The sequence below is a fragment of the Erwinia sp. HDF1-3R genome (genome assembly GCF_039621855.1).
GTDB lineage: Bacteria > Pseudomonadota > Gammaproteobacteria > Enterobacterales > Enterobacteriaceae > Erwinia.
Map to the genome: position 1 here is coordinate 2,949,285 of NZ_CP155071.1, position 23,556 is coordinate 2,972,840.

Genomic DNA, 23,556 nt, shown 5'->3' on the forward strand with positions numbered 1-23,556 from the left:
ATCGCAATAAACTTTTTTGTCCCGCTGCTGTACTGCGCGCGACAGCAGCATTACCTGTTGAAATGGGGAGCGAAACAGCGCATTACGTTTTCAGGGCCAGCCTGTCCCTGACCACTTCGCAAAACCAGCGGATACCCAGCGGGATTAGCGCATCGTTAAAGTCATAGGCGGGATGGTGCAGCGGACGGCTCTCTGCCGACCCCAGCCAGAGGTAGGCGCCGGGAACCGCCTGCAGCATAAAGGAAAAATCCTCCGAGGTCAGCGCAGGCTTCTCCGCCACCGACGCGCGCAGCCCGGCACGTTCCGCGGCGCGCAGGGCCACCTGCGCTTCGGGCGCCGCATTCAGGGTCGCCGGATAGTAGCGCTGATAGGATACCTCCGCGTTCAGCCCCTGCGCAGCGGTAACGTGGGTCGCCATTTCGCGCAGGCGGCGTTCGATAATGTCCTGCACGCCGGGATTAAAGGTGCGCACCGTGCCGGTGATGGCGGCCTCGGCGGGGATCATATTGTGCGAGAAGCCGCCCTGAATGCGGGTGACCGTCAGCAGCGCCGGTTCGCAGGGATCCACCGCGCGGGCGATGAGGGTGTTCAACTGCACCACCAGTTCGCTGGTCGCCAGCAGGGTATCCGGGCTGAGATGGGGCTGGGCGGCATGGCCGCCGCCGCCGGTAACGCGGATATCAAAGCGGTCAGCGGCAGCCATTATCGCGCCGGGGCGGGTTTGCGCCGACCCCAGCGGCAGTTCGGGCCAGTTATGTACCGCATACACGGCATCGCAGGGGAAACGGCTGAACAGCCCGTCATCGATCATCGCCTTCGCCCCCGCCAGCCCCTCTTCGGCGGGCTGAAAGATAAAAATCACCGTGCCGTCGAAATCCGCCTCGCGGGCCAGTCGATCGGCCGCGCCCAGCAGCATCACCGTATGCCCATCGTGGCCGCAGGCGTGGCAGCGGCCCGGATGCTGGCTTTTCCACGGCTGCCCGCCGGCGTCTTCCATCGGCAGGGCATCCATATCGGCGCGCAGGCCGATAACCCCGGTACCCCTGCCGCGCCGCAGCACGCCGACCACCCCGGTTTTGCCGATGCCGCGATAAACGTCAATCCCGCGTGCGCTCAGAAATGCGGCCACTATCCCGGCGGTACGGTGCTCGGCAAACCCCAGCTCCGGGTGCGCATGCAGATCGCGGCGCAGGGCGACCAGCGCTGCGATCTCAGCGTCAGCTGCCCCGTTCAGCTCCCTGCTGCCTGCCTCAACCGTACCGTTCAGCCCTGCGTTATTTATTCCAGCCGCATCGCTATTATGCATGTCACTCTCCACCCGTTGCTCCTCGCTCTGCATTTTAGTACCCCCGCGCCCGATCGACCCGCCCGACCATCGGCTCACCGCGCTGGTGGCGGCGAATATTGTCCAGCAGCGCCCGCACCGCGCTTTCTGCCCGCGTCTGGCTGGCGATATGCGGCGTCAGCCAGATGGCGGGATGCAGCCAGAATGGATGCTCCGGCGACAGCGGCTCCGGATCGGTGACATCAAGCACCGCTGCGCTCAACTGCTGGCGCTCCAGTGCGGTCAGCAGATCGGCGTGGTTAAGTTGCCTGCCGCGCCCCGCCTGCACCAGCGCGGCACCCGGCGGCAGCTGGCTGAACAGCTCAGCGTTAAGAATGCCCTCGGTACGGGCCGTGAGCGGCAGCAGGCAGACCAGGATATCGCTGCGGGCGAGAAAATCGCCCAGCTGCGCATCACCTGCATAGCTGCGCACGCCGTCAACCTTTTTTTCCGTCCGGCTCCACACCGCACAGTCATAGCCCAGCGCCACCAGCGGTCCGAGCACCGCCAGGCCGAGCGTCCCGGCGCCCATCACGCCCACCCGACAGGCCGCCGCCCCGGTAACCGGATGCGCCTGCCACCGCTGCTCCCGCTGCTGCGCCAGATAGCGGGGCATCCCGCGATGCAGGCCCAGCACGGCGAAGGTGACGTACTCCACCATGCCCTGCGTCAGGCCCGGTTCAATCATCCGCACCACCGGCAGTTCAGGCGGCAGCCCGGCATAGTCGAACTGGTCGGCACCGGCCCCCACCGAGAACAGCGCTTTCAGATGAGGAAACTGCTGCATCAGGTTGTCCGGCGGCTGCCAGGCGATTAAATAGTCCACCGCCTGCGCATCCCCAATGTCAGGCCAGACCCGAAAGGTCGCCTCCGGTGCCAGTCTCGCCACCAGTTCCGCCCACTGGCGTCCCCGTTCGGGCTCAGATTTATAGACGATATTCATCAGGCCATCGCCTGGGACATCAGTCCGAATGCCTGCATCTCCTGCGGCTGCCAGGGTACGCCGCGGATCATGGTGACAGGCCGATCGACTTCGATCAGGCCCAGCGTGGTGAGCCACTCTCCCAGCCCGCTGGCCGCATCGGTGTCAATCCGCACAAATTCACCGCTTAACTCAGCCAGCAGCGCACTTATCAGCAGCTTCGCGCGGGTGAGATCCTGACAGATAATGGGACCCACGGCATAGCCGTGTCCGAAGCGCCGCAGGCAGGCAAAGCCGGTCGCAGTACCCTGCTCTTCCAGCACCTCTATGCGCAGAGCGGCATCGTCCAGCAGCAGCCGAATCAGCCTGTCACGCTGCTGCCCGTGGGCGCGCGCATCCAGCCGGATTAGCGCCGGGGCGTCATCGGGGCAGGCGGGCCGACGTCGCTGCCCCCCGCCCGGCAACAGCGGGGTCACCCGTTCCAGCGCGCGGCACTGATGCTGCGCGACGGCACCGACGCCCGCGAAGCCAAGCTTCTGGTACAACACCCTGCCCGCCTCGGTGGCGTGCAGCCGGACCTGATACCCTTCCAGCTTTGCCAGCGCCGCCTGCATCAGCGCCTTACCAATGCCTTTGCCCTGCGCCTCATCGGCGACAATGACCAGCCCAACCGTGGCGGCGTCGCTGCCCCAGCGCCAGAAAAGCGTGGTGCCAAGCAGCACTCCATCCTGTTCCGCGACCACACCCTCTCCCAGCTGAAGCGCCTGCCGCCAGTCTTCGCGACGGTGCGGCCAGCTCAGCCGCTGGGTCAGGCCAAAGGCGGCGTCCAGATGGCTCTCATTCATTGCGTTAATCTGCATCGTCATCCTGCTCCCTACATCATGCCCGGCGCGTTAAGGCCGGATCCGTCAATCAGCCGTGAATAGCGAAACGGCGTGGGGTCCACCACCGGGGTGGCATCGGTCGCCAAATCGGCGGCCAGGCGACCCGCACCGGGGCCAATACCAAAACCGTGCGCGCTGAAACCCGCAGAGATAATCAGCCCCGGTAGCGTCGGTACCGTTGAAATCACCGGCACCGCATCGGGGGTATTGTCGATCATCCCGCCCCAGGCCTGTTCAACGCGGATCTCGCCCAGCGCCGGGTACTCTTTGCGCATCGCGGCGATGCCTTCCGCCACCATCGCCCTGTCGGCGGCCGGGTCGAGAATGCGCACTTTCTCAAACGGCGAGACCCGGTCAAACTGCCAGCGCGCCAGCGACTCCGGGCCGCTAATAAAAGGCCCCAGCCCCAGTTCCAGGCTGAGGTTTTTACGGCGGGATTTAAAGGTCGGCCAGAACTGGCGCGCATAGCGCAGCCCCTGCGCGCCCGGTGACAGGCGACCGCGACCGGAGACGGAGACGGTATAGCTGCCGTCCAGCTGGGGGCGGCAGGCAAAGGTGGGCGTATAAAGCGGCACGCGGATCGCCTGCTCAACCGGCGTGGTGCGAAACGCCGTGCCGATGACGTTGCCGAGCGGCAGGTCAATGCCGTGCCGTCGGCAGAACATCGAGGTCCAGGCTCCGCCCGCGCAGATCACCCTGGGCGTTTTTATCATGCCGCGTTCGGTGATCACTCCGCTGACCTTACCGGCAGAGATATCCAGCCCGCGCACCGCGCACTGCTGAAAAACACCTGCGCCCAGCCGCTGCGCCGCAATCGCCAGACCGGCCGAGGCCAGCGACGGCTCTGCATGTCCATCCGTGGGGGACGAGACGCCGCCCAGCCAGCGGCTGGTGCTGCCAGGAGTCATCGCCTTCGCCTGCGCGGCGGTAAGGATGTCGCTGCGCACGCCGTAGGCTTTCGCCATCTGGCCCCAGCGATCCCATGCGTTAATGTCCTCCTGGCTGCTGGTGGCATAGACCAGTCCGCTGCGGCGAAAGCCCAGCTCCTCGCCGGTCTCCTCGCCCAGTTCCTGCCAGCGCTGGAGCGCGTAGATAATCAGCGGCAGCTCGCGCTCGTCGCGGTTCTGCTGGCGGCACCAGCCCCAGTTGCGACTGGACTGCTCGCCGCCGACCAGGCCCTTCTCTATCAGCACTACGCTGACGCCCTGCTTTGCCAGCTCGTAAGCGGCGGCCGTGCCGGCAATACCGGCGCCAATCACCACCACATCCGCCGACTCGGGGAAAAATCGGCTGTCCTGTACGTATCGAATCGGTGCGGGCATCTTCTCTTAACCTCGTCTTCGCATCATAGTGTTAACTCATCATCAGCTGCGGCATTTTGCCCGCCGTTAAAGCGCAATATCGCTGGCATCGTGCTCGTCCAGCCAGCCCTGTCGCAGCTCCGGCACCGCCCGCTTCAGTCGCTCGTAATAGAGATCGGTGGAAGGCTTATCGTAGTCGGCCCGCGCCACCTGCGTCACCATCCGGCCACTTTTCACCACGATAATTTCGTCACAGACCGACCGCACCGCATGCAGATCGTGGCTGATAAACAGCACCGACAGCCCCAGCTCGCGGCGCAGCTCGGTGATCAGATCGAGGATCGCCGCGGCCACGACCGTGTCCAGCGCCGAGGTCACCTCATCGCAGAGGATCAGGTCGGGTTCAGCCGCCAGCGCGCGGGCCAGATTCACCCGCTGTTTCTGGCCGCCGGAGAGCGCCCAGGGGCGTCGCCACAATACGCTGCGCGGCAGCCGGACCAGTTCAAGCAGGCTAAAAAGGCGCTGCTGGAGCGCGGCACCGCGCAGCCCGTGGAACAGCTTCAGCGGTCGGCTGAGAATTTTTTCAACGCTGTGCGCCGGGTTCAACGCGGTATCGGCCATCTGGAACACGTACTGAATGCGCCGCAGCTCATTCTCCGGGCGCTGCCGCAGCGCGCTGGCAATATAGTGACCGTTAAACAGCAGATGCCCCTTTGAAGGGGGATTCATCCCGGCAATGGCGTGCGCCAGCGTGGTTTTGCCCGAGCCGGATTCGCCAATAATGCCGATCGCCTGCCCGCGATAGAGACGAAAATTAATGTCGTGCAGAATCGGGATTTTCGGCTCACCCTGCGCATTGAGCGGGCCATAGCCCGCCGACAGGTCGCGCACCTCCAGCAGCGGCTGGATGCCTGACTCTTCCGGTCGCCACGGGCTGGGCCGGGGCTTCTGTCTCGCCGCTTCCAGCAGCTGCTGGCTATATTGTGCCCCGGGCGCGCGGAGCAGGTCTTCAGTGGTGGCATATTCAGCAACCCTGCCTTTCAGCAGCACCAGGATGCGATCGGCCATCTGAGCCACTACCGCCAGATCGTGACTAACGTAAATGGCGGTCATGCCGCGCTGGCGCACCACGCGCCGGAATGCCTTAAGCACTTCAACCTGCGTGGTCACGTCCAGCGCGGTAGTGGGTTCGTCAAGGATAACCACCTCGGGGTCGCCGATCAGCGCCATCGCGGTCATCAGCCGCTGTAGCTGCCCGCCGGAGACCTGGTGCGGATAGCGGCTGCCGATGGTGTCAGGATGAGGCAGCGCCAGTTCGCGGAACAGCGCGATGGCTTTCTCCTCGGCTTTGGCACGGCTCATCACCCCATGGATCACTACCGGCTCCACCACCTGATCCATAATTTTCATCGCCGGATTAAACGACGCTGCCGCGCTTTGGGCGATATAGGCCACTTTATTACCGCGAAACTGACAGAGCTGTTTTGCCGTCAGCGCGGTGACGTCGGTTCCCGCCACGTGGATATCCCCTTCCGCGATGCGGCAACCATGGCGGGCATAGCCCATCAGCGCCAGCGCGATGGTGGTTTTGCCCGATCCTGACTCGCCGATCAGCGCCAGCACCTCGCCCTTCTGCACGGAAAAGCGGATATCGGAAACCAGCGAAATCTCCTGCCCCTCATCCGACCGGGCAGTGACGCGGAGATGGTTTACCGCGACGACAGGTCGTGCCGTGTGTGCCGTTACCGTCATGCTACCCCCTTCGCCTGGCTCAGCGGACGCATTGCCTGAAGGCTGTCGATAAACAGATTGGCACCGATGGTCAGGCTGGCAATAGCCAGCGCGGGCATCAGTACCGCCGGAGACCCGTCAAACAGCCCCTGTAAATTCTCACGCACCAGCGTACCCCAGTCCGCATAGGGCGGCTGCACCCCCAGGCCAAGGAAGCTCAGGCCGCTGAGCAGCAGAACGATATAAACAAAGCGCAGGCCGAAGTCGGTCAGCATCGGGTGCACCATGTTGGGCAGGATATCGTGAAGCGCAATATAAATGCGGCTCTCACCGCGCAGCCGCGACGCCTCAACGTAATCCATTGAGCGCAGGTTGGCCGCCATCGCCCACGCAATACGGTAGGCACCGGGCCAGTAGGTAAAGACGGCGGTAACGATCAGCATCGGCAGCGAGGAGCCGAAGACCGCCACGATCATCAGTGCGAGGATTTTGCCGGGCAGCACCAGCATGGCGTCGTTGATCCTGCCGAGGATCTCCTCTAACCAGCGTCCCGCCACGGCGGCCAGCAGCGCCAGCAGCGTACCGATCAGGCTGGCCAGCAGCGCCGCGCTGAGCGCCAGGCCAATCGAGTAGCGCGCGCCAAAGAGGATGCGGCTCAGCATGTCGCGCCCGAGATAATCAGTGCCGAACCAGAAATCCCTGCTGAATCCGCCGAGCATCGGGCCTGCGCCAATGTCCTCCAGATTATGCGGGGCCAGTGCGGATCCAAACAGGGCGAGAAATATCCAGATCAGGGTCACCACCAGACCCGCCCGCCCGCTGCCGCTGAGCGACAGAAAGAAACGCCAGGGAAGTGTGAGAACCGACATCATCAGCCCCTCCCTTTGGGATTAAAAGCAATGGTGAGGATATCCGCCAGCAACAGCAGCAGCAGATAACAGACGGCGAACAGCATGACGCAGAGCTGCACCACCGGCAGATCGCGGTTGCTCACCGCATCCACCAGCTGGCTGGCTACGCCGGGATAGCTAAAGATGCTTTCGATAATAATGACCCCGCCAAACAGGTAAGAGAGACTGAGAGAGATGGCATTAGCAATCGGCCCGACCGCATTCGGCAGCGCATGGCGCAGTATCGCGCGCAGCGGCGACACGCCTTTTAGCAGCGTCATCTCCAGATAAGGGCTGTCCATCTGGTTAATCAGCGCCGAGCGGGTCATGCGCGCCATCTGTGCCACCAGCACGCAGCAGAGCGTCAGCACCGGTAGGGCATAATTCCGCAGGTAGCTGAGAAGGTCAGCCGGGGGCGTGCCGGGCGACATCGCAGGCACCCAGTGCAGCCTGACGGCAAAGATAATCACCGCCACGGTCGCCACCAGAAACTCCGGCACCGCCACCACCGCCAGGGTCGCCATCATCAGCCCGCGATCGAAGCGCGAGCCGCGCTTCATTGCCGCCGTCAGCCCAATCAGCAGCGCCAGCGGCACCGACACCAGCGTAGTCAGCCCGGCCAGCTCAAAGGTGGCGGGCAGGCGCTGGGCCACCAGCTGCGAGACCGGCAGATGACTGGCAAACGAGGTGCCGAAATCGCCGTGCAGCATACCGGTCAGCCAGTGCAGATAGCGCATCAGCAGGGGCTGATCCAGCCCGAGCTGCTGCCGCAGGGCTGCGACCGTTTCCGGGGTGGCACTCTGGCCCAGTACCATCTGCGCCGCGTCACCCGGCAGCAGGCTGGTGATAAAAAACACCACCGCCGAAACAATCAGCAGGGTAAGCACACCCGCCCCACAGCGGCGGGCAATCAGGAGGAGCATATAGCGGTTCATCGCCGTTCTCCTTTATGGATTAGCGGTTATCAGGAAAGCCAGGCGAATTCGTGGAAGCGATAGCCCATCATCATGCCCGACGGCCAGGCTTCCACCCCTTTCACCCGGCTGCTGTGCCCATCCAGTGAGCTGATAAAGGTGGGAATAATCGTGCCGCAGTGGTTGTAAATCAGCGCCTGCATATCGCCGTACATCTGTTTGCGCTTTGCCTGGTCGCGTTCGCCGCGCGCCGCCACCACCAGCTGGTCGAACTGCGGGTTTTTCCATCCGGACTCATTATTGGGGGCGTCGGAGAGGTAAAACTGTGAGAAGAGCAGATCGAGCGTCGGGCGCGGGTTGATGGAGCCGTAGCCGAGCGGATCTTTAGTCCAGTGCGTTGACCAGTAGCCGTCGTAGGGAACGCGCCGTACCTGGAAATTCACCCCGGCCGAACGGCCGAGCTGCTGAATAAGCTGTCCGCCCTCCACCGATCCCTCGATATTCTGGGTGGTGATAATCTCGGCGCTGGCGCCCGCCATCCCGGCTTTTTTAAAGTGAAAGCGCGCCTTTTCAACGTCCATTGGCCGCTGGGGGATCTCCTTATTAAACAGCGGATGCCACGGCGGCACCGGCGTATCGTTCGCCACCTCGCCAAAGCCCTGCATCACGGTTTTCACCATAATCTCGCGCGGCTGGAGATACTTCATGCCCAGCACGAAATCCTCACTGCTGCCGGGCTTCATATCGGTACGAACAATCAGGTTGGTGTACATGCCGGACTTGCTCTCCAGCACGCCAAACTGGCCGGACTGGCGCAGACGCTTAACATCATTAGCGGTAAGCGTGGCAACGATATGCAGATCGCCGGACATCAGGGCGTTAACGCGGGCGGCCTGATCGGTAACGCCCATCAGCTCCACCTCGTCCAGGTGCGGCAGGCCAGGCTTCCAGTAGTGGGGGTTCTTCACCCCGACCGTACTGACGCCGGGCGTAAAGGATTTGCACTGATAAGGGCCGGTGCCGACGGCCTTATTGAAATCCTTCGTGCCGTCCTGAAGGATTAAAAACGGGCTGGTCGCCAGCACGGTAGGTATATCGAAATTAGGCTGGGTCAAAACCAGCTTCACTTCGGTGGGGCTGACGGCGGTGATGCTGCTGAACTGCTTCGCCTGGTTAATCGCTGTGGAAGCAACGGCGGGATCTTTATGGCGGCTGAGCGAAAACACCACATCCTGCGCGGTCAGCGCTTTGCCATCGTGGAAGGTGACGCCCGGCCGCAGTTTGATCTGCCAGCTGATACCGTCGCTGCTTTCAATGGATTCGGCCAGCGCGGGCTGGGCGACCAGCTTTTTATCCAGCTCGGTCAGGCCGCTGTAGAACATAAACTGGCGGGTGTAGTCACCGCTGTTGTTGCCCTTTGCCGGGTCCAGGGTGTCGGTCGCCGAGGCATTCGCCACCGCCGCACGCAGCCTGCCGCCCTTTACCGGCGTCTCAGCCGCGGCGCTTATCGCCGGGAACGCCACCAGCCCGGTACTCATTACCGCCCCCGCCGACAGCAGCTTCATGATGCTGCGGCGCGACAGGGAGACCTCATTAATCGCCTGGCTTAAGGACGGGTTAACACGACCAAATTCTTTGCGAAATTTACTCATCTGCACACCCTCAAAGTCGAACGTTAGAGGCTCAGGAGATCAGATCCCGAGCTTTGTAATACAGCCCCGCCACCGGCAGGAACCAGGGTTTTCCAAAGTAGCCGGGTACGGCGGGCCAGCTGTCGCGCTGCCAGGGGTTAGCGGACGCTTTTTCGGCAATGATGTCGGCCATCACGCGGCCCATCCATACCGACATCTGGGTGCCGTGACCGCTGTAGCCCAGCGAATAAAACACCCCCTCCTGTTCGCCCGCATGCGGTAGCCTGTCTGCCGTCATATCCACCAGGCCACCCCAGCAGTAGTCGATTTTTGCCGACGCGAGCGCAGGAAAAATTTTGCTCAGGCCAGCCTGTAACACCCGGCCGCTGCGCGCATCGGAGGTGGGATTACTGATGGCGAAGCGGGCGCGGCCGCCGAACACCAGGCGCCGATCGGCGGTGGTGCGGAAATAGTTGCCGATATTCAGGGAGGTAACGCAGGTGCGGTTAGTGGGCATCAGCGCGTGAAGCTGTTCAGGCGGCAGCGGCTCGGTGACCACGATAAAGCTGCCTACCGGGACAATGCGGCGCTGGAACCACTCAAAGGGGCCGACGTTCGAGCAGCCGGTGGCCATCAGCACTTTATCGGCGAGGATCTCACCGCCGGGTGTGCCGACCCGATGTCGGTATCCCTGGAGACGCGTCAGTCGGGTAACCGGCGTATGCTCGAAAATCTCAGCGCCGCTGCTGACCGCCGCCTGCGCCAGGCCCACGCCAAATTTCCCCATATGCATCTGCCCGCCGCGCCGCTGAATCAGCCCGCCGTGAAAGGCAGTCGAGTTGACCTCACGCCGCACCTCATCGGCCCCCAGCAGTTCGACCTCGGGATCGACGGTGCTTTTCAGCGCCTCGTAGGTGGCCTTCAGCCCGGAAAAGTGCGCGGGCTTGCTGGCGAGTTTAATTTTGCCGCAGCGCAGAAAATCACAGTCGATCTGCTCCTCTTCCACCAGGCTCTGCACGTAGTCAACCGCGCTGGCGAAGGCGCGATAGTAGCGGCTGGCCTGCTCAACGCCCCGGCTGGCCACCAGCGAAGCGAAGTTCTGCGATACGCCGGTGTTGCAGTGGCCGCCGTTGCGGGAGGAGGCCTGGCTCATCACCGCCCCGGCTTCCAGCACCACCACCTTAAGTCCGCTGCGCGCCAGACTGAGCGCCGCAGAGATACCGGTAAAACCGCCCCCAATCACCACCACATCTGCCGTGGCGGGTAGTTCACCCTGCGACGCGCCGGTAAATACCGGGGCCGTGACCTGCCAGAAAGATTCCAGTTTCATGCCCTGCTCCTGGTAAAGGGTTACAGACCCACCACGGCCGGAAGGCCGCCAATGTCCTGGATTTCGGTATAGCCATAGGCGGGATTGGCCGGATCGTGCCCGCGGTTAACGAACACCGTATGGGTGATCCCCAGGTCAAAGGCGGTCATCAGGTCATAGCGCAGGCTGCTGGAGACGTGAAGGATTTCGTCAGGCGCACAGTTGAGCTTGCTGAGCATGTACTCAAAGCCCTTCATCTGCGGCTTGTAGGCACCCACCTCTTCGGCGGTAATCGTCATATGGATCGGGGCGCCCAGCCGGGGAACGTGATGCTTAATCAGCTCGTCGGTCGAGTTCGTCAGCAGCACCAGCGGAAATTCAGTAGCGACTTTCGCCAGGCCAGCGGGGACATCCGCATGTGGCCCCCAGCTGGCGCAGGCGGTCATGATCGCCGCGCAGTCCTGCTCCGTGCACTCCACGCCCCACTTGTTACAGGTGCGGTAGAGCGCATCGCCTACCACCTGGGGATACAGCTTAAATGCGCCCAGCACTTCGTCCCGGCGATAGTAAGCAAAATCGGTGGTGAAGGCGGTCATCTTCTCCGGGCTGACGCGGCTGGCGAAGCGGGCCGCCGCCGCACCCGCCATATCAAAGTTGATCAGCGTGCCGTAACAGTCAAAGGTGATAAATTTCGGTTTGAACAGGGCCATGGTGCATCCTCCTGGGTTTCAGTGACTGAATGTTGAACGTTGCCCGGCACAGTGCGACCGGCTGACGAAGCGGTAACGGTTGATAAATGACATGCTGACTTCGCTCACGAACGCGCAAAGCTCGCCCATCACGCGCCGAAGACTTTTGTCAGGGGCTCAGAAGTCGTTCAGCACGCGCCGACGACTTTTGTCAGGCGCTCAGAAGTCGTTCAGCACGCGCCGACGACCCTTAGCAGGCGCTTAAAAATCGATCAGCACGCTTTTGTAACGCTGGCAGGCTTCAAATGCCTGTCGGCCCAGATCTTTGCCGATGCCCGATCCCTGAAAGCCGCCGGTGGGAATAATGAAGTCGCCGGAGCGGCCGTAGCGGTTAATCCATACCGTACCCGCGGTAATCCCACGCATCGCCCGCATCGCGCGGTCAAGATTTTTGGTGTGTACACCCGCACACAGGCCGTAGGTGGCATGGCCTGCCAGCGCCAGCCCCTCCTCTTCCTCATCGAATATCTGCACGGTCAGGACCGGGCCAAAGATCTCCTCCTGCACCGCGGGACTGTCGGGCGAGACGTTGGCTATCAGCGTCGGCTGCCAGAAACAGCCCTCACCCGTGTCAGCAAATCGCTGGCCGCCCACCAGGATTTCACCGCCTAGCCGCCGGGCCTCCGTGACGATCTGCTCCACTTTCGCGGCCTGACGGCCATCAATCATGGGGGCATAGCGGCTGTTCTCGTTCCAGGTGACGCCCGGCGTAAAGCCCTGACAGAGCGCAGTCAGCCGTTCGATCAGCGCCGCGGCAATGCCACGCTGGACGATCAGGCGGGTACCGGCCACGCATGCCTGACCGCCGTTGGCGGTAAAACCGCGCAGGATCCTCAGCGCAACCTCCTGCACATCACCCGCGTCGTCAAAGACCAGCTGCGGGCTTTTGCCACCCAGCTCCAGCGTAACCGGCTTCATCCCATGCCAGGCGGCCTCGCTCATAATGCGTGCGCCGGTCTGCGTTGAGCCGGTAAATGAAATTTTTCGCACCAGCGGATGCGCCACCAGCGCGCTGCCGGTTACCGCACCGCTGCCCTGTACGATGTTCAGCACCCCGGCTGGCAGCCCGGCCTGCACCGCCAGCTCGGCGAGCCGTACGCTGGAATAAGGCGTCAGCTCGGACGGCTTGAGCACCACCGCATTGCCTGCCGCCAGCGCCGGACCACACTTCCAGGAAGCCATCGACAGCGGGAAATTCCACGGGGTAATCGCGGCAATCACGCCGTAGGGTTCCGGGATCAGCATCCCAAGGCTGGCGTGCCGGGTCGGCAGCAGGTCGCCGCTGTATTTATCTGCGCACTCGGCATAGAACCGAATCGCCTCGGCGGTGAACGGAATTTCGTGATTAACGACATCATGGATCGGACGGGTGGAACCCAGTGCCTCAAGCTGCGCGAGCGGCAGGTCATTTGCTATCAGATCGGCCCAGCGCCGCAGTACCGCGCCACGCTGGCGGGGAGGCGCGCTGGCCCAGCCACTCTCCCTGACGGCCCGATCGGCGATGGCAACGGCTTCATCTACCTGCGCGGCGTCGGCGTCGGCCAGTTCGCCGGCCAGCAGCCCGTCGGAGGGGCGCTTTACGGCGAATCCTTCCCCCTCTCCACGTCGGTGCTGGCCGTTAATATAGTGGCCTTCTGGCAGTGCAATCTTTTCAGGATCGAAACTTAGCATTAATAAACCTCTATATTTACCGGACCTGTTGCCCATGCGATTCCGCCTGTATTTAGCCTGCTAACTAAATAACCGTCCGGCGGTTCTGGCCTGAATTAACTAATGCAGTAAGCATGCCAGTCCGTAAAAAAATATAAATGCGTAAACCCTGGCTGAAAAAAATTTTATGCCGTAATTTGCGGCTAAATCTCACTGATTAGCCGCATACGTAAGCAGATGATTTTTATTGTTTTATAAACGCACCATTGCAGAGCAAATGCGCCTTTGGCTGCACCAGACATGAGAAAACATCAGAAACGCATGGCCGCGATATAATAAAAAAAAAAGCCCGCATCAGGTTAACCAGTGCGGGCGCGTAATAGTTTTTCATGGCTAACGTTAACTCAAACTCCCGAAATGAAAGGCCTTAATTTCAAGATATTCGTCCAGACCATGATGTGCGCCTTCGCGCCCCACGCCGGACATTTTTATGCCGCCAAAGGGCGCCACTTCCAGGGAGATGGCGCCGGTGTTATAGCCCACCATGCCAAATTCCAGCGCCTCACCCACGCGCCACGCGCGGCGCAGATCTTCAGTGAAGAAGTAGGCCCCCAGCCCATAAGGCGTATCATTGGCCATGGCGATCGCCTGATCTTCCGTGTCAAAAATAAACAGCGGGGCGACCGGACCAAAAGTTTCTTCACTGGCGATGCGCATGTCGGGAGTGACGTTACCAAGCACCGTGGGGGCAACAAAGGTGCCAGGCCCATGACTGACGCCGCCCGTCAGGAGCGTGGCACCCAGGCCGAGAGCATTTTCAATATGGGCATTAACCTTGCACACCGCCGCCGCATTGATCAGTGGCCCAAGGGTGGTGCCTGCCTTAAAGCCATCACCGACGGTAAGGCGGCTGACCTCTTCCAGCAGGCGCCGGACAAAGCGGGGATAGATGCCGCGCTGAACCAGTATCCGGTTGGCGCAGACGCAGGTTTGTCCGGCGTTGCGAAATTTGCTGACCATCACTCCGGCGACGGCAATCTCCAGGTCGGCGTCATCGAAGACGATCAGCGGCGCATTACCGCCCAGCTCAAGGCTGAGACGCTTAATGCTGTCTGCGCTTTGCTGCATCAGCAGCTGGCCCACGCGGGTGGATCCGGTAAAGGAGATTTTACGCACGGTGCGGCTGGCGGTGAGTTCGCCACCAATGCCCTGCGGCAGGCCGGTAAGGATTTGCAGAACGCCGGGCGGGATGCCCGCGCGGGTGGCCAGCTCCATTAGCGCCAGCGCTGAGAGAGGCGTCAGTTCAGAGGGTTTAACCAGAATGGGACAGCCAGCCGCCAGCGCCGGGGCGACTTTCCGGGTAATCATCGCAATCGGGAAGTTCCAGGGGGTGATGGCCGCCGCCACGCCGACCGGCTGCTTGATGACCAGGATGCGGCGATCGTTTCCCGGCGCGGGGAGGGTTTCGCCGTAGATACGTCGGGCCTCTTCGGCAAACCACTTCACAAAGCTGGCGCCGTACAGCACCTCCCCTTTCGCTTCGGCCAGCGGTTTACCCTGTTCAGCGGTCATAATCACCGCCAGGTCATCGGCATGGTCGAGGATCAGCTGGTGCCAGGCTTCCAGCCGCTGCGCGCGCTGGGCGTTGGGCGTTTTCGCCCACTCGTGCCGGGCGGCCTCGGCAAAGGCGATGGCGCGGGCAGTCTCCTCCGCACCCAGAGCCGGGATGATAGCTATTCGCTCGCCGGTGGAGGGGTTAATAACGGGCAGCGTTTCACCGTTATCGGCGTCGCGCCAGCCGCCCGCAAAGAAGGCCTGCTGGCGCAGCAGCAATGGATCGTTTAAACGTTGAGTAAGCATGTCGTCCCCTTATAAGTGTTATTTCCACTCTAGCGGAGGACCGGGAACGAATGCTGCGCTATGTACAGGGCGGTCAACGGGCTAAACGCCCATTTTCAGCCCCAAACAAAATTTTATGCCGTGAGGGTCAGATCTGGAAATCTATAACCGGCTCCTCCTCGCTGGCGGAAAGCGCCTGACGCTTGATCTCTTCCAGGGAAAGGTTGGCATTACAGAGTTCGAGGAACTGCCAGACATAGTTACGCTGTAGCTGCCCGCGCTTCAGCCCCAGCCAGACGGTATTCGACTCGAACAGATGCTTCGCTTCCAGCCGCGTCAGGGACGAATGCTCATCCAGCTGACAGGCCTGATCGGCCAGCACGCCGACGCCCAGACCCAGCTCCACATAGGTTTTCACCACGTCTGAATCCTGGGCGCTTAATACGATATCAGGCTTAAGGCCCGCCCCGTGGAAAGCGCGGTCAACCCGGGAACGCCCGGTGATGCCCTGGCGATAGGTGATCAGTGGATAGCGGCTCAGCGCGGCCAGGGACACCGGCTGCTGCTGCTCAAGCTCATGCCCCTTAGGTACCAGCAGCGCATGGTGCCAGCTAAACCAGGGGAAGGCAGCCAGCGACGGATTATTAACCACCTGTTCGCTGGCGATCCCCACATCGGCCTCACCTGCCACCAGCATCGAGACGATTTCCTGTGGCGATCCCTGATTCAGTTCGAGCCTGACGTTGGGATAGAGCACACGGAAAGCTTTAATTACCCTGGGCAGGCTGTAGCGCGCCTGGGTATGGGTGGTGGCGATGGTCAACACGCCGCTGGACTCATTGGTAAAGACATCGGCCAGCCGGCGCACCTTGCCCGCCTCATCCAGGATGCGCTCGGCGATGGTAAGCAGCGCCTTACCCGGTTCGGTCATGCCCAGCAGGCGCTTGCCGCGCCGGATAAAAATCTCAACGCCCAGTTCATCTTCCAGATCGCGGATATGGCGGCTGACACCGGACTGGGAGGTGAACAGCGCGTTTGCCACTTCGGTAAGATTAAACTCGCAGCGTGCCGCTTCCTTAATAATTTTAAGCTGTTGAAAATTCACGCGCGTCCCTCCCTCTGTTAACTGATATTTCACATCATGTTAAGGAGGCATACTCATAGCAACAAATAATAAAAAGAGGTTTTATATGCTTTTTAGTGCTAAGGGAGTGGGTAAAGAGACTGGTGGAGAGATACCGATAACCTGCACGTGGGGCGGGAGGATGCATAAGCTGGAGCAGTATCAGGCGCTTTTACGCCGCTTTCGGCGGGCCACCTGCAGAGATACCGTTCTCAACAATAATGATTTTTTTCTAATGCCTTATAAATAGCGTAATTCTCCCTTTCAAAGCAGACGATAATTATTTTTTCAATATTATGATAATTTATCAGGCCGCTGGCGATCGTTTTTAAGGCGATTTCTGCGGCTTTCTGTTTCGGGAATCTGTAAATCCCGGTGCTGATATTCGGAAAAGAGAGGGTCTTTATATGATTATCCTCTGCCAGCCGGAGGCAATTGATATAACAGTTTGCTAAAAGTGCATCCTCGTTATTTCCACCCTGACTCCAGTGGGGCCCGACGGTATGAATGACATATTTGGCAGGCAGGTGCCCCGCGACCGTAATCACGGCGTCGCCCACGTTACAGCCCCCCTGTTTGGCCCGTATAGCCTGACAGGCTTCAAGTATTTGTTTCCCTCCCGCGCGATGGATTGCCCCATCCACTCCCCCACCTCCCAGGAGAGAACTGTTAGCTGCATTAACAATCGCATCAACGGGAATTCGAGTGATATCCCCCTGGATGATTTCTATTCGATTATCCATCGTTTGAAGCCCCCGGTAAGATCATTTTCACAAGGAAGGTGCTTATCTCAGCGCCTGAGAAGTGGTTTAAGTTTAGGGTAATAATTCGGGTTTAACAGTAACAGACGTTGGCTGAACGCGGCAGGAGTGAGTTCGCACCTCATCCCGCCGCTTACCACAACAACTTTACGAGATAGTTATCATGGCTGCGCAACATCATAAATCTGAACAGGTTTCAACCAAAGCCCGCCGTTATGCCATGGGTTATGGCCGGGTTCGCATTAAGCTCCAGCCGTCACCGTCGATCACGCTGCGGGGCCACTGGATGGGGGCGTTGGGTTTTGATACGGGCAGGAAGATTGAGGTGATTTGTGAGCAGGGCGAGTTGATCATCCGGCTGGCTGAGGAGTAAGCGGCAGGTAAAACTATCCCGGCCTGGTGGCCTGGGTTTGCGTATGTTACCGGGGATTTAAAGGCGAGGCCGGTTTCTCTTTCGACATGAGGCATTGCCCCACACCAATAATAATCCCGCATCCGATTGATATTTCAGTGCCTCTGATTAAGTGATTTCGATCAAAATCAAAATCACTCACTAAAAAATAGGATGCCAGAGATATAAGTAATCGACCACCTACAAGAGTAATGAAAAGACCAACTATCCACGAAGTGACCAATAATAATAAGGGCTTAATTTTCTTATTTTGCATCACTCTTTTTCTCCAATTTTTGCTGAACTTTTTCGGCTGGATTCTTTGCGGAACTTCCAGGATATTCAGAACCGGCAGATTCAGCGACTGCCCCTGTTATTTTAGGTATAGTGAATTGAGGAATTGTAGCTTGTAGTCGCTCCACACCTTTTCCTATGGTAGCACCTCCAGGGTTCCCAAGCCTGCATCGGGGATCGGAGCTGTAGCATCTTTCCCCTGCAATTTAGCGCCTGTATAAGCACCAGTAACACTTGCTACTTCAGTCAACCGGTATCCTTTACCCTGAGTTAGTCCGCTGATACCTGTGGCTATAAGCGCATCCGTAGCACTGAAAAGCCCCCCACTGTTTAACTGATTGAATACATTTGTCTGGCCGCCGCAGACAGACGCAGCCGGGGGAGCATAAAGCCCTTTAAGCGGAGGCCGTCAGGCCGGCCTGCCTTATTGCTGTTGCCTGAACACGATGATCAGGCCAGCGCCACCAGGGATGGCGGCCCCACCCCGCCGCGGAACGGGGGGCGCACGTCATAATGTGTATTATAAGCATACGGCCCTCACGATAACGGCGGGCCGGGGGCCGGGCGCTGAGGCTGAGCGGGACGGGTGCGTATAATACCCACACATCATGTTTAATGGCCGGGCAGCGGCCACGCCTGAACCGCCATATTGTGCGCCGCCTGTACCGCTGTATGGCCATTTACCCTCGCGCACACGGGACGCGATGAAGGCAGAGCCCCGCACGGACGCGGCGCTTTGCCGCACAGCGAACAACTCAGCTCACAGACGGCTCCGCTAACTTTACGGGCTGTCCGGTGGCTCTGATGCTCCGTCCGGTTCTGTGAACAGCGTTATAATATCCCGTGAGCCATGCAGCAGCCTCTCTATACGCACTTCAGTATCAAGCACCCTGAACACGATGAGATAGCGCCCGTAGGCACAGCTTCTGACGCACTGCCCCAGCTCGGGTCTTTCTCTGTAGATGCCCGGTGATTCCCCTATCAGCAGGCACTGCTGATACAGCTCTTCCGTGAAGCTCACTGCCCGTACCGGGTTATCCTGCGCGATATAGTCACCTATGGCTTCCATATCCTGCTCTGCCAGTGGTGATATACCCAGTTTCATTTCGTCTGCTCACCTTCGCCCATGCGTTGGTATTTGCGTGACAGACGCCCGAACACCTCTTCAGCACTTTTGCTTTCACCGCTGTTTATCCCTGCGCTGACCGCTTTTTGCAGTGTTTCAAGTTTCATCTGCTGCTCCCGTTCTTCCAGTGCTCTGAGTCCCGCACGGATCACTTCACTGGTGTTGTTGTAACGCCCGCTTTCTATCTGTTCGCGGATGAACGCTTCGAAGTAAGGACTGAGTGCTACGCTGGTTGGCATGGTCGTTTCTCCACCCGGATTACTATCAGTTAATAACTGTTAGTATTTCAGAGTTACTCTTCTCCATCAACTTTCGGTTTATCTGCCTCCCCCTGCTCCGCAGGATGCGTACCCGCATGCACCGCCTGCAACGCCCGGATACTCACCTGCGTGTAGATTTGGGTTGATTCAGCGCTCCGGTGGCCCAGCATCGCCTGTATCCAGCGCAGGTCCGCGCCGTTCTCCAGCATCTGCGTCGCCATCGCATGGCGGAACAGGTGGCAGCTCCCTTTGTCGATGCCCGCCGCTCTCAGGTATGGCACCACCGCGCCGGTAATGCCGTGTGCCGTCAGACCTGCCAGACCGACCATGGCCAGGAACAGCGCCTTACAGTCCGCTGCCGCCAGCAGCTCTGGCCGCACATGATGCAGCCAGCGGTTAAGCCACCACAGCGCCCACTCACCCACCGGTATCACTCTGTCCTGCTTTCCTTTGCCCTGCACGATGGTCAGTATCTTCCGGCTGAAGTCCACGCTGTATATCTCAAAGCTGGCCACTTCACCCCGCCGGATACCCGTTGACCACAGCAGCTCAAGCAGCGCCCGGTCACGGATTCCCTAAAGCGTGGTCAGGTCGCACAGGTTCACTATCTCTTCCACCTGTTCCGCGCTCACGCTCAGGATGGTACGCGGCAGGCGTTTTTCCAGTCTCGGTAACTCCAGGTCTGCCGCCGGGTTCGCCAGTATCAGCCCCTGTTTTACCATCCAGGAGAACCACACCTGAAGCGGCTGGAGCGTGGTGCGCTGCCTCCGGCTGGAGAGCGGCTTACCGTTGGTTTTGCGATAGCCGTACAGATAACGCTGGTAACGCTCCAGCACCGGGCGCGTCACCTCTGCCGCGTAGTGGATACCACGCTCGGCGGCCCACAGGATAAAGCGGTAGCTGTGATGCGTCTGGGTCTTCAGCGTGGTCTCCGACCAGTTCCGCTCACGCCGCCACTTCACGAACCGCAGCAGCTGCGCGTACAGGCTTTTCGGCTGCATTGCCGGACCGACCGGCTGGCGGTAGACTTCATCAACGGTAAGCAGGCGGTTTGAACGGAGTTTGCGGTTGTAACGGCTGGCCATAATGTCATCTCCCTGACGGCGGTGTGGCGGGTGAGTTCAGGCGGCTAAGAGGAAGCCGGTTGCGGTAACGAAGGCGAAGGCAGCAGCAGCGTTTTCTTTTTCTTCCTGATTACTGCGCCCGGTTCAGCTCCGACTAGTTTGCTCTCCGGGCCCTGTGCTGCATGGCCTGAAGCGGCTTTTCTGCTGCCCGACCGCCCCCCGACCTGACCCCGACCGGGGGCCGACTGAGGGGCTGTCTTGTCCGACCGGTCAGCCTCAGACCCCGGCTGGGACGCTTTGCCTTTGTCATCCGTCGCCTGTGTTTCGGATGTGGCCACGTCCAGCAGGCCGCACAGGTGCGCCTCGTCACCGTCGCCGCCGTCCCACAGCAGCGCATATTCATACGTTAAGCCGCGCCGGTGCAGCAGCAGATATTCCATCTCCAGCAGACGGGCCAGGTGGATTTTCAGCTGGGTGTCTCCCCATCCCAGCGCTGCCCGCACCTCGCGCCGCGTGAAGTGCAGTTCGTCCGGCTTCACCGCCTGCTTTCCGGCCCACGTCTTCACCTGGTCATGCAGCAGCACCAGTAACTTCCGCGTCTGCGGCGGCATCTCGTCCAGCGTTCTCCCCAGCACCTCATGGGCCAGCCGATTGGCCAGGGTGATATCGGACGGATGTACTTCGATATACTCAATGACCTGGCCGCGATGCTCCGCCCGTTTCACCTCGCGCTGATACAGGTGCAGCAGCGCCACGGCCTGTATCAGCGCGAGGTATTTCATATGGTCGCGGCGGGTGCGCGTCTTGTCCGACAGGAACGTCAGTTGTTCGGCATACGGGTTGACCATCTTCAGTGGGCGTAACAGCCGCTGGGCGTTCTGGTGTAAGCGGGTCAGATACTGCTTCTCGCTGGATGCCAGCAACCCGGCCAGCGTCTGGCTTTTACGCTGCGCGGCATGTATCGCCTCTGTCTGCGCCTGCGACTCGTTGACCGTCAGCACCAGGCCGCGGTTCAGCAGCTCTTCGTCCACGTCAGAAGCGGTGGTGGTCAGCATCAGCATCACCGGCCCCTGTACGCTGTACTCGCGCGTCACCAGGTCGCCGCTGGACTCGTCCTTGCCGGTTGAGGCGATTTTAAGCTCCCCGTCCGACTGCAACATCTTCAGCGCATAGGCCGCCTGGCGAACGCCTTCTTCCTCCGCTATCGCCAGGATTTTGTGATGAAGGCTGGTTTCGCCTAGATAGTAGAGGCTCTGGCCGGTCATGGCCGAGTACTGCACCCGCTCTTCCTCCGGCATCAGACCCAGCACGGCATCCATCAGCGAGGACTTGCCCGCCGCAGACGACGACTGGATAAGCACCGCCAGCGGCTTATCCAGCTTGCGCGAGGTGGTCGCCAGATAGCCGGTCAGCAGGTTGGTCGCTTCCCCCACCACGCCACAGGATGCCAGGTCACTGACGATGCGCTCTGCCAGCTCAGGGGATTGCAGCAGGGCCAGCGCCGCCTGTTCGTCATCACCCGACACGGTGACCGCCCCGGAAGCCAGCTCCGCGTCCGCCGTCCGCCGCTGCTCATCCTGCTGCTGCTCCAGCGCCAGCAGTACCCGGCCACATTCCCGTTTTATCACCGCCAGTTCACAGGCCAGCTCGTTTGCCGCACAGCTGATATACGCCTGGCGCTGCTTCATAAGTCAGAACAGGTTTCAACCAAAGCCCGGCGTTATACCGTGGGCTATATCCGGGATCAGCGGAAGTTTCAGCCGTCACCGTCGATCACTCTTAAAGGGCACTGGATGGCAGATTTTGGCTTTGAGACCGGGCAGAAGATCGAGGTGTTCCCGGAACCGGGACAGCTGATCATCCGGCTGGCTGAAGAGTGATAAGTAACTGGCCTACATAGTAAAATCCCGCCGACAGGGGCGGGATTGGTTCTATTTAATAGGATAGTTGTAATACTCAGGGATTTTATAATCTTCCGGGAAAGATATATCATCAGGAAGCTTGAAAAAACGGTCAATATCCTCGGTCGTCTGAGAAAAAACCCCGTATATCCCAGATAAAAAAGCTGATATACGTAGCAAGGCTGCTTGCATTGCTAATTCATCGTTATTTTCTTGCGCATCAAAAAACAACTCGATTGTTAAATTAAGATTTCTCATGCTCTCTTGGATGCTATCTACTATTGAATAATCTTTCTCCAAATAAAGGTCATCCATATCAAGCTCTTTACCCGACCGCTGCTTTAACAGCTCCAAGTAAGCATCTTTAAATTTATCTAACATACTAATATCTATCATTTTGGCAACCTTCTACCTTCAGCTTTAGCGGCCTTGGTTTTTGAGTCATTAAAGGAACCGTCAAGATTAAGAACCGCCCTTACCTTTGTCCCTGTACTATCAAAAACTTCGATATGGTCTTTATGTTTAGCATCTAAATAGAATTGATCACCTTTCTGAATATAATCACCTACAGGTTTATTTGCCTGGTAAACGCTTTGCCCCTGATATTGCTTACTGGTTTTTTTAGATATATCTTTAATTTCACTTCCAAAACCAGGCTTTTTAAAGAACTCACCCATATTCCCAACGGAATTTTTATTTGGCTCATAACCCTGACTTTCCATGTAATTCGGTAAATCAGGAGCACCTTCAGTATTACCGGTATTGTTCGGTAATTGTTCTACAGACTGATCTCCGCCTGTATGATTCGGACCGGTGTTTATCTGGCTTTCATTTCCGGTATGATTCGGCCCGACATTAACAGCATCAGTATTTCCTGTATGGTTTGATCCGGTGTCAACCTTTCCGCTATTGTTCCCCGTATGCGAAGGGCCACTCTCTCCGGTTCCCATCATCGCAGCGATGGCCGTTATCGCAACCTGCGCGGCCAGCGGGCACTCTCCCCCGGACAGACACTGCTTCACCTGCTGCTCACCGAACTCTTTCACCGCTGCATCCAGCTTCTGCGCGATGGCCGCATTGGCTTCCGTCTGCGGCGTCGTCTGTCCGGCCACTGGCGGCGGTGGCGTCAGCAGCGAGAGCAGGAAGTTATTCTCAACAACAACTCTTTCCGACGTTCACTTAGCCAGCGTACACCATTTTTCCCTGTGCTTTCCGTGAGTTACAACCCATTTTTCCTGCTACACTTACCGAACCAACTATTTTTGCCCCGACGCGCTTTTTCAGCCCCGGACACGCTACCGCCACGCCGTGGCATCACGCCTGCACCCGCGTATTTTAACAACTTCAGACCGTCTGTCATTACCGCTTTTACATTGCGGCGGGAGCCGGGTCACAGCTTGCCTGTGGCCCGGTGAACCGTCTGCCGGGCGCGGGCTGGCGAGGCCCGCAGCGCTGGACAGCGCTCTGAAGCGCCGATGCTGGAGGGAACGCA

The 23,556-nt window shown here is 59.7% G+C and carries 21 protein-coding genes and 2 pseudogenes; 2 read left to right on the top strand and 21 right to left on the bottom strand.

Annotation, left to right across the window (positions count from 1 at the left end; translation table 11 throughout):
- Positions 1-82: 82 nt before the first annotated feature.
- From AAGR22_RS13490 to AAGR22_RS13555, 14 genes are all read right to left on the bottom strand, one after another.
- Entirely contained in the window at positions 83-1,210 is a 1,128-nt protein-coding gene (locus AAGR22_RS13490; RefSeq protein ID WP_345831598.1) for a M20 aminoacylase family protein, read from the bottom strand.
- A 130-nt stretch (positions 1,211-1,340) separates the two neighbouring features.
- Entirely contained in the window at positions 1,341-2,267 is a 927-nt protein-coding gene (locus tag AAGR22_RS13495; protein WP_345827998.1) for a glyoxylate/hydroxypyruvate reductase A, read from the bottom strand.
- The gene (locus tag AAGR22_RS13500; protein ID WP_345827999.1) at positions 2,267-3,112 is read right to left on the bottom strand and encodes a GNAT family N-acetyltransferase; all 846 of its coding nucleotides are present in this window, start codon (positions 3,110-3,112) and stop codon (positions 2,267-2,269) included. The genes AAGR22_RS13495 and AAGR22_RS13500 overlap by 1 nt, the downstream gene beginning before the upstream one ends.
- Before the next feature lie 8 nt (positions 3,113-3,120).
- The gene (locus AAGR22_RS13505) at positions 3,121-4,452 is read right to left on the bottom strand and encodes an FAD-binding oxidoreductase (RefSeq protein ID WP_345828000.1); all 1,332 of its coding nucleotides are present in this window, start codon (positions 4,450-4,452) and stop codon (positions 3,121-3,123) included.
- A gap of 66 nt (positions 4,453-4,518) precedes the next feature.
- Complete coding sequence (locus AAGR22_RS13510; RefSeq protein WP_067710067.1) at positions 4,519-6,183, bottom strand: ABC transporter ATP-binding protein; 1,665 nt, start codon at positions 6,181-6,183, stop codon at positions 4,519-4,521.
- Positions 6,180-7,031, bottom strand: coding sequence for an ABC transporter permease (locus AAGR22_RS13515; protein WP_345831599.1), 852 nt, complete (start codon positions 7,029-7,031; stop codon positions 6,180-6,182). Before AAGR22_RS13515 ends, AAGR22_RS13510 begins: the two co-directional genes overlap by 4 nt.
- Before the next feature lie 2 nt (positions 7,032-7,033).
- A complete protein-coding gene (locus tag AAGR22_RS13520) occupies positions 7,034-7,987 on the bottom strand; it encodes an ABC transporter permease (RefSeq protein ID WP_345828001.1) in 954 nt (317 codons plus the stop codon).
- 29 nt (positions 7,988-8,016) lie between these two features.
- On the bottom strand, positions 8,017-9,618 hold the full coding sequence (locus AAGR22_RS13525; RefSeq protein ID WP_345828002.1) for an ABC transporter substrate-binding protein: 1,602 nt from the start codon (positions 9,616-9,618) through the stop codon (positions 8,017-8,019).
- Positions 9,619-9,649: 31 nt separating this feature from the next.
- Positions 9,650-10,927, bottom strand: coding sequence for an FAD-binding oxidoreductase (locus tag AAGR22_RS13530; protein WP_345828003.1), 1,278 nt, complete (start codon positions 10,925-10,927; stop codon positions 9,650-9,652).
- A 20-nt stretch (positions 10,928-10,947) separates the two neighbouring features.
- A complete protein-coding gene (locus AAGR22_RS13535) occupies positions 10,948-11,616 on the bottom strand; it encodes a haloacid dehalogenase type II (protein ID WP_067710075.1) in 669 nt (222 codons plus the stop codon).
- 240 nt (positions 11,617-11,856) lie between these two features.
- Complete coding sequence (locus tag AAGR22_RS13540; RefSeq protein WP_345828004.1) at positions 11,857-13,326, bottom strand: aldehyde dehydrogenase family protein; 1,470 nt, start codon at positions 13,324-13,326, stop codon at positions 11,857-11,859.
- Positions 13,327-13,704: 378 nt separating this feature from the next.
- Positions 13,705-15,165, bottom strand: a complete 1,461-nt coding sequence (locus AAGR22_RS13545) for an NAD-dependent succinate-semialdehyde dehydrogenase (protein ID WP_345828005.1) — start codon at positions 15,163-15,165, stop codon at positions 13,705-13,707.
- A 127-nt stretch (positions 15,166-15,292) separates the two neighbouring features.
- The gene (gene cbl, locus AAGR22_RS13550; protein WP_345828006.1) at positions 15,293-16,249 is read right to left on the bottom strand and encodes an HTH-type transcriptional regulator Cbl; all 957 of its coding nucleotides are present in this window, start codon (positions 16,247-16,249) and stop codon (positions 15,293-15,295) included.
- 230 nt (positions 16,250-16,479) lie between these two features.
- A complete protein-coding gene (locus tag AAGR22_RS13555) occupies positions 16,480-17,010 on the bottom strand; it encodes an O-acetyl-ADP-ribose deacetylase (protein ID WP_345828007.1) in 531 nt (176 codons plus the stop codon).
- A gap of 181 nt (positions 17,011-17,191) precedes the next feature.
- Between AAGR22_RS13555 and AAGR22_RS13560 the strand changes: the two genes are divergently transcribed.
- Entirely contained in the window at positions 17,192-17,401 is a 210-nt protein-coding gene (locus tag AAGR22_RS13560) for a SymE family type I addiction module toxin (protein WP_345828008.1), read from the top strand.
- Between the two features lie 284 nt (positions 17,402-17,685).
- Here the strand turns inward: AAGR22_RS13560 and AAGR22_RS13565 are convergent, their stop codons facing one another.
- The 5 genes and pseudogenes from AAGR22_RS13565 to AAGR22_RS13585 all read right to left on the bottom strand — a co-directional run.
- The gene (locus AAGR22_RS13565; protein WP_345828009.1) at positions 17,686-17,841 is read right to left on the bottom strand and encodes a hypothetical protein; all 156 of its coding nucleotides are present in this window, start codon (positions 17,839-17,841) and stop codon (positions 17,686-17,688) included.
- Between the two features lie 653 nt (positions 17,842-18,494).
- Positions 18,495-18,818: a type II toxin-antitoxin system RelE/ParE family toxin gene (locus AAGR22_RS13570; RefSeq protein ID WP_067710085.1), complete on the bottom strand. Its 324-nt coding sequence runs from the start codon at positions 18,816-18,818 to the stop codon at positions 18,495-18,497.
- Positions 18,815-19,078, bottom strand: coding sequence for a type II toxin-antitoxin system ParD family antitoxin (locus AAGR22_RS13575; RefSeq protein WP_067710087.1), 264 nt, complete (start codon positions 19,076-19,078; stop codon positions 18,815-18,817). Before AAGR22_RS13575 ends, AAGR22_RS13570 begins: the two co-directional genes overlap by 4 nt.
- A 53-nt stretch (positions 19,079-19,131) precedes the next feature.
- Positions 19,132-20,184 (bottom strand): annotated as a pseudogene (xerC, locus tag AAGR22_RS13580) (site-specific tyrosine recombinase XerC).
- A 44-nt stretch (positions 20,185-20,228) separates the two neighbouring features.
- Positions 20,229-21,848 (bottom strand): annotated as a pseudogene (locus tag AAGR22_RS13585) (DNA primase); the annotation flags it as partial.
- A gap of 42 nt (positions 21,849-21,890) precedes the next feature.
- On the opposite strand from AAGR22_RS13585, the gene AAGR22_RS13590 reads away from it, so the two are divergent.
- On the top strand, positions 21,891-22,043 hold the full coding sequence (locus AAGR22_RS13590; protein ID WP_345828010.1) for a SymE family type I addiction module toxin: 153 nt from the start codon (positions 21,891-21,893) through the stop codon (positions 22,041-22,043).
- 51 nt (positions 22,044-22,094) lie between these two features.
- Here the strand turns inward: AAGR22_RS13590 and AAGR22_RS13595 are convergent, their stop codons facing one another.
- Together AAGR22_RS13595 and AAGR22_RS13600 are read right to left on the bottom strand one after the other, a co-directional pair.
- Positions 22,095-22,460 carry a hypothetical protein gene (locus tag AAGR22_RS13595; protein ID WP_345828011.1) on the bottom strand — a complete coding sequence of 122 codons (366 nt, stop codon included), beginning with the start codon at positions 22,458-22,460 and terminating at the stop codon, positions 22,095-22,097.
- Complete coding sequence (locus AAGR22_RS13600; protein ID WP_345828012.1) at positions 22,457-23,176, bottom strand: hypothetical protein; 720 nt, start codon at positions 23,174-23,176, stop codon at positions 22,457-22,459. The genes AAGR22_RS13595 and AAGR22_RS13600 overlap by 4 nt, the downstream gene beginning before the upstream one ends.
- Positions 23,177-23,556 lie beyond the last annotated feature (380 nt).

Bases quoted from the DNA above. Each gene is read 5' to 3' on its own strand.
- AAGR22_RS13495 (WP_345827998.1), bottom strand. From the start codon at position 2,267: ATGAATATCGTCTATAAATCTGAGCCCGAACGGGGACGCCAGTGGGCG.
- AAGR22_RS13500 (WP_345827999.1), bottom strand. From the start codon at position 3,112: ATGACGATGCAGATTAACGCAATGAATGAGAGCCATCTGGACGCCGCC.
- AAGR22_RS13505 (WP_345828000.1), bottom strand. From the start codon at position 4,452: ATGCCCGCACCGATTCGATACGTACAGGACAGCCGATTTTTCCCCGAG.
- AAGR22_RS13510 (WP_067710067.1), bottom strand. From the start codon at position 6,183: ATGACGGTAACGGCACACACGGCACGACCTGTCGTCGCGGTAAACCAT.
- AAGR22_RS13515 (WP_345831599.1), bottom strand. From the start codon at position 7,031: ATGTCGGTTCTCACACTTCCCTGGCGTTTCTTTCTGTCGCTCAGCGGC.
- AAGR22_RS13520 (WP_345828001.1), bottom strand. From the start codon at position 7,987: ATGAACCGCTATATGCTCCTCCTGATTGCCCGCCGCTGTGGGGCGGGT.
- AAGR22_RS13525 (WP_345828002.1), bottom strand. From the start codon at position 9,618: ATGAGTAAATTTCGCAAAGAATTTGGTCGTGTTAACCCGTCCTTAAGC.
- AAGR22_RS13530 (WP_345828003.1), bottom strand. From the start codon at position 10,927: ATGAAACTGGAATCTTTCTGGCAGGTCACGGCCCCGGTATTTACCGGC.
- AAGR22_RS13535 (WP_067710075.1), bottom strand. From the start codon at position 11,616: ATGGCCCTGTTCAAACCGAAATTTATCACCTTTGACTGTTACGGCACG.
- AAGR22_RS13540 (WP_345828004.1), bottom strand. From the start codon at position 13,326: ATGCTAAGTTTCGATCCTGAAAAGATTGCACTGCCAGAAGGCCACTAT.
- AAGR22_RS13545 (WP_345828005.1), bottom strand. From the start codon at position 15,165: ATGCTTACTCAACGTTTAAACGATCCATTGCTGCTGCGCCAGCAGGCC.
- AAGR22_RS13555 (WP_345828007.1), bottom strand. From the start codon at position 17,010: ATGGATAATCGAATAGAAATCATCCAGGGGGATATCACTCGAATTCCC.
- AAGR22_RS13560 (WP_345828008.1), top strand. From the start codon at position 17,192: ATGGCTGCGCAACATCATAAATCTGAACAGGTTTCAACCAAAGCCCGC.
- AAGR22_RS13570 (WP_067710085.1), bottom strand. From the start codon at position 18,818: ATGAAACTGGGTATATCACCACTGGCAGAGCAGGATATGGAAGCCATA.
- AAGR22_RS13575 (WP_067710087.1), bottom strand. From the start codon at position 19,078: ATGCCAACCAGCGTAGCACTCAGTCCTTACTTCGAAGCGTTCATCCGC.
- AAGR22_RS13595 (WP_345828011.1), bottom strand. From the start codon at position 22,460: ATGATAGATATTAGTATGTTAGATAAATTTAAAGATGCTTACTTGGAG.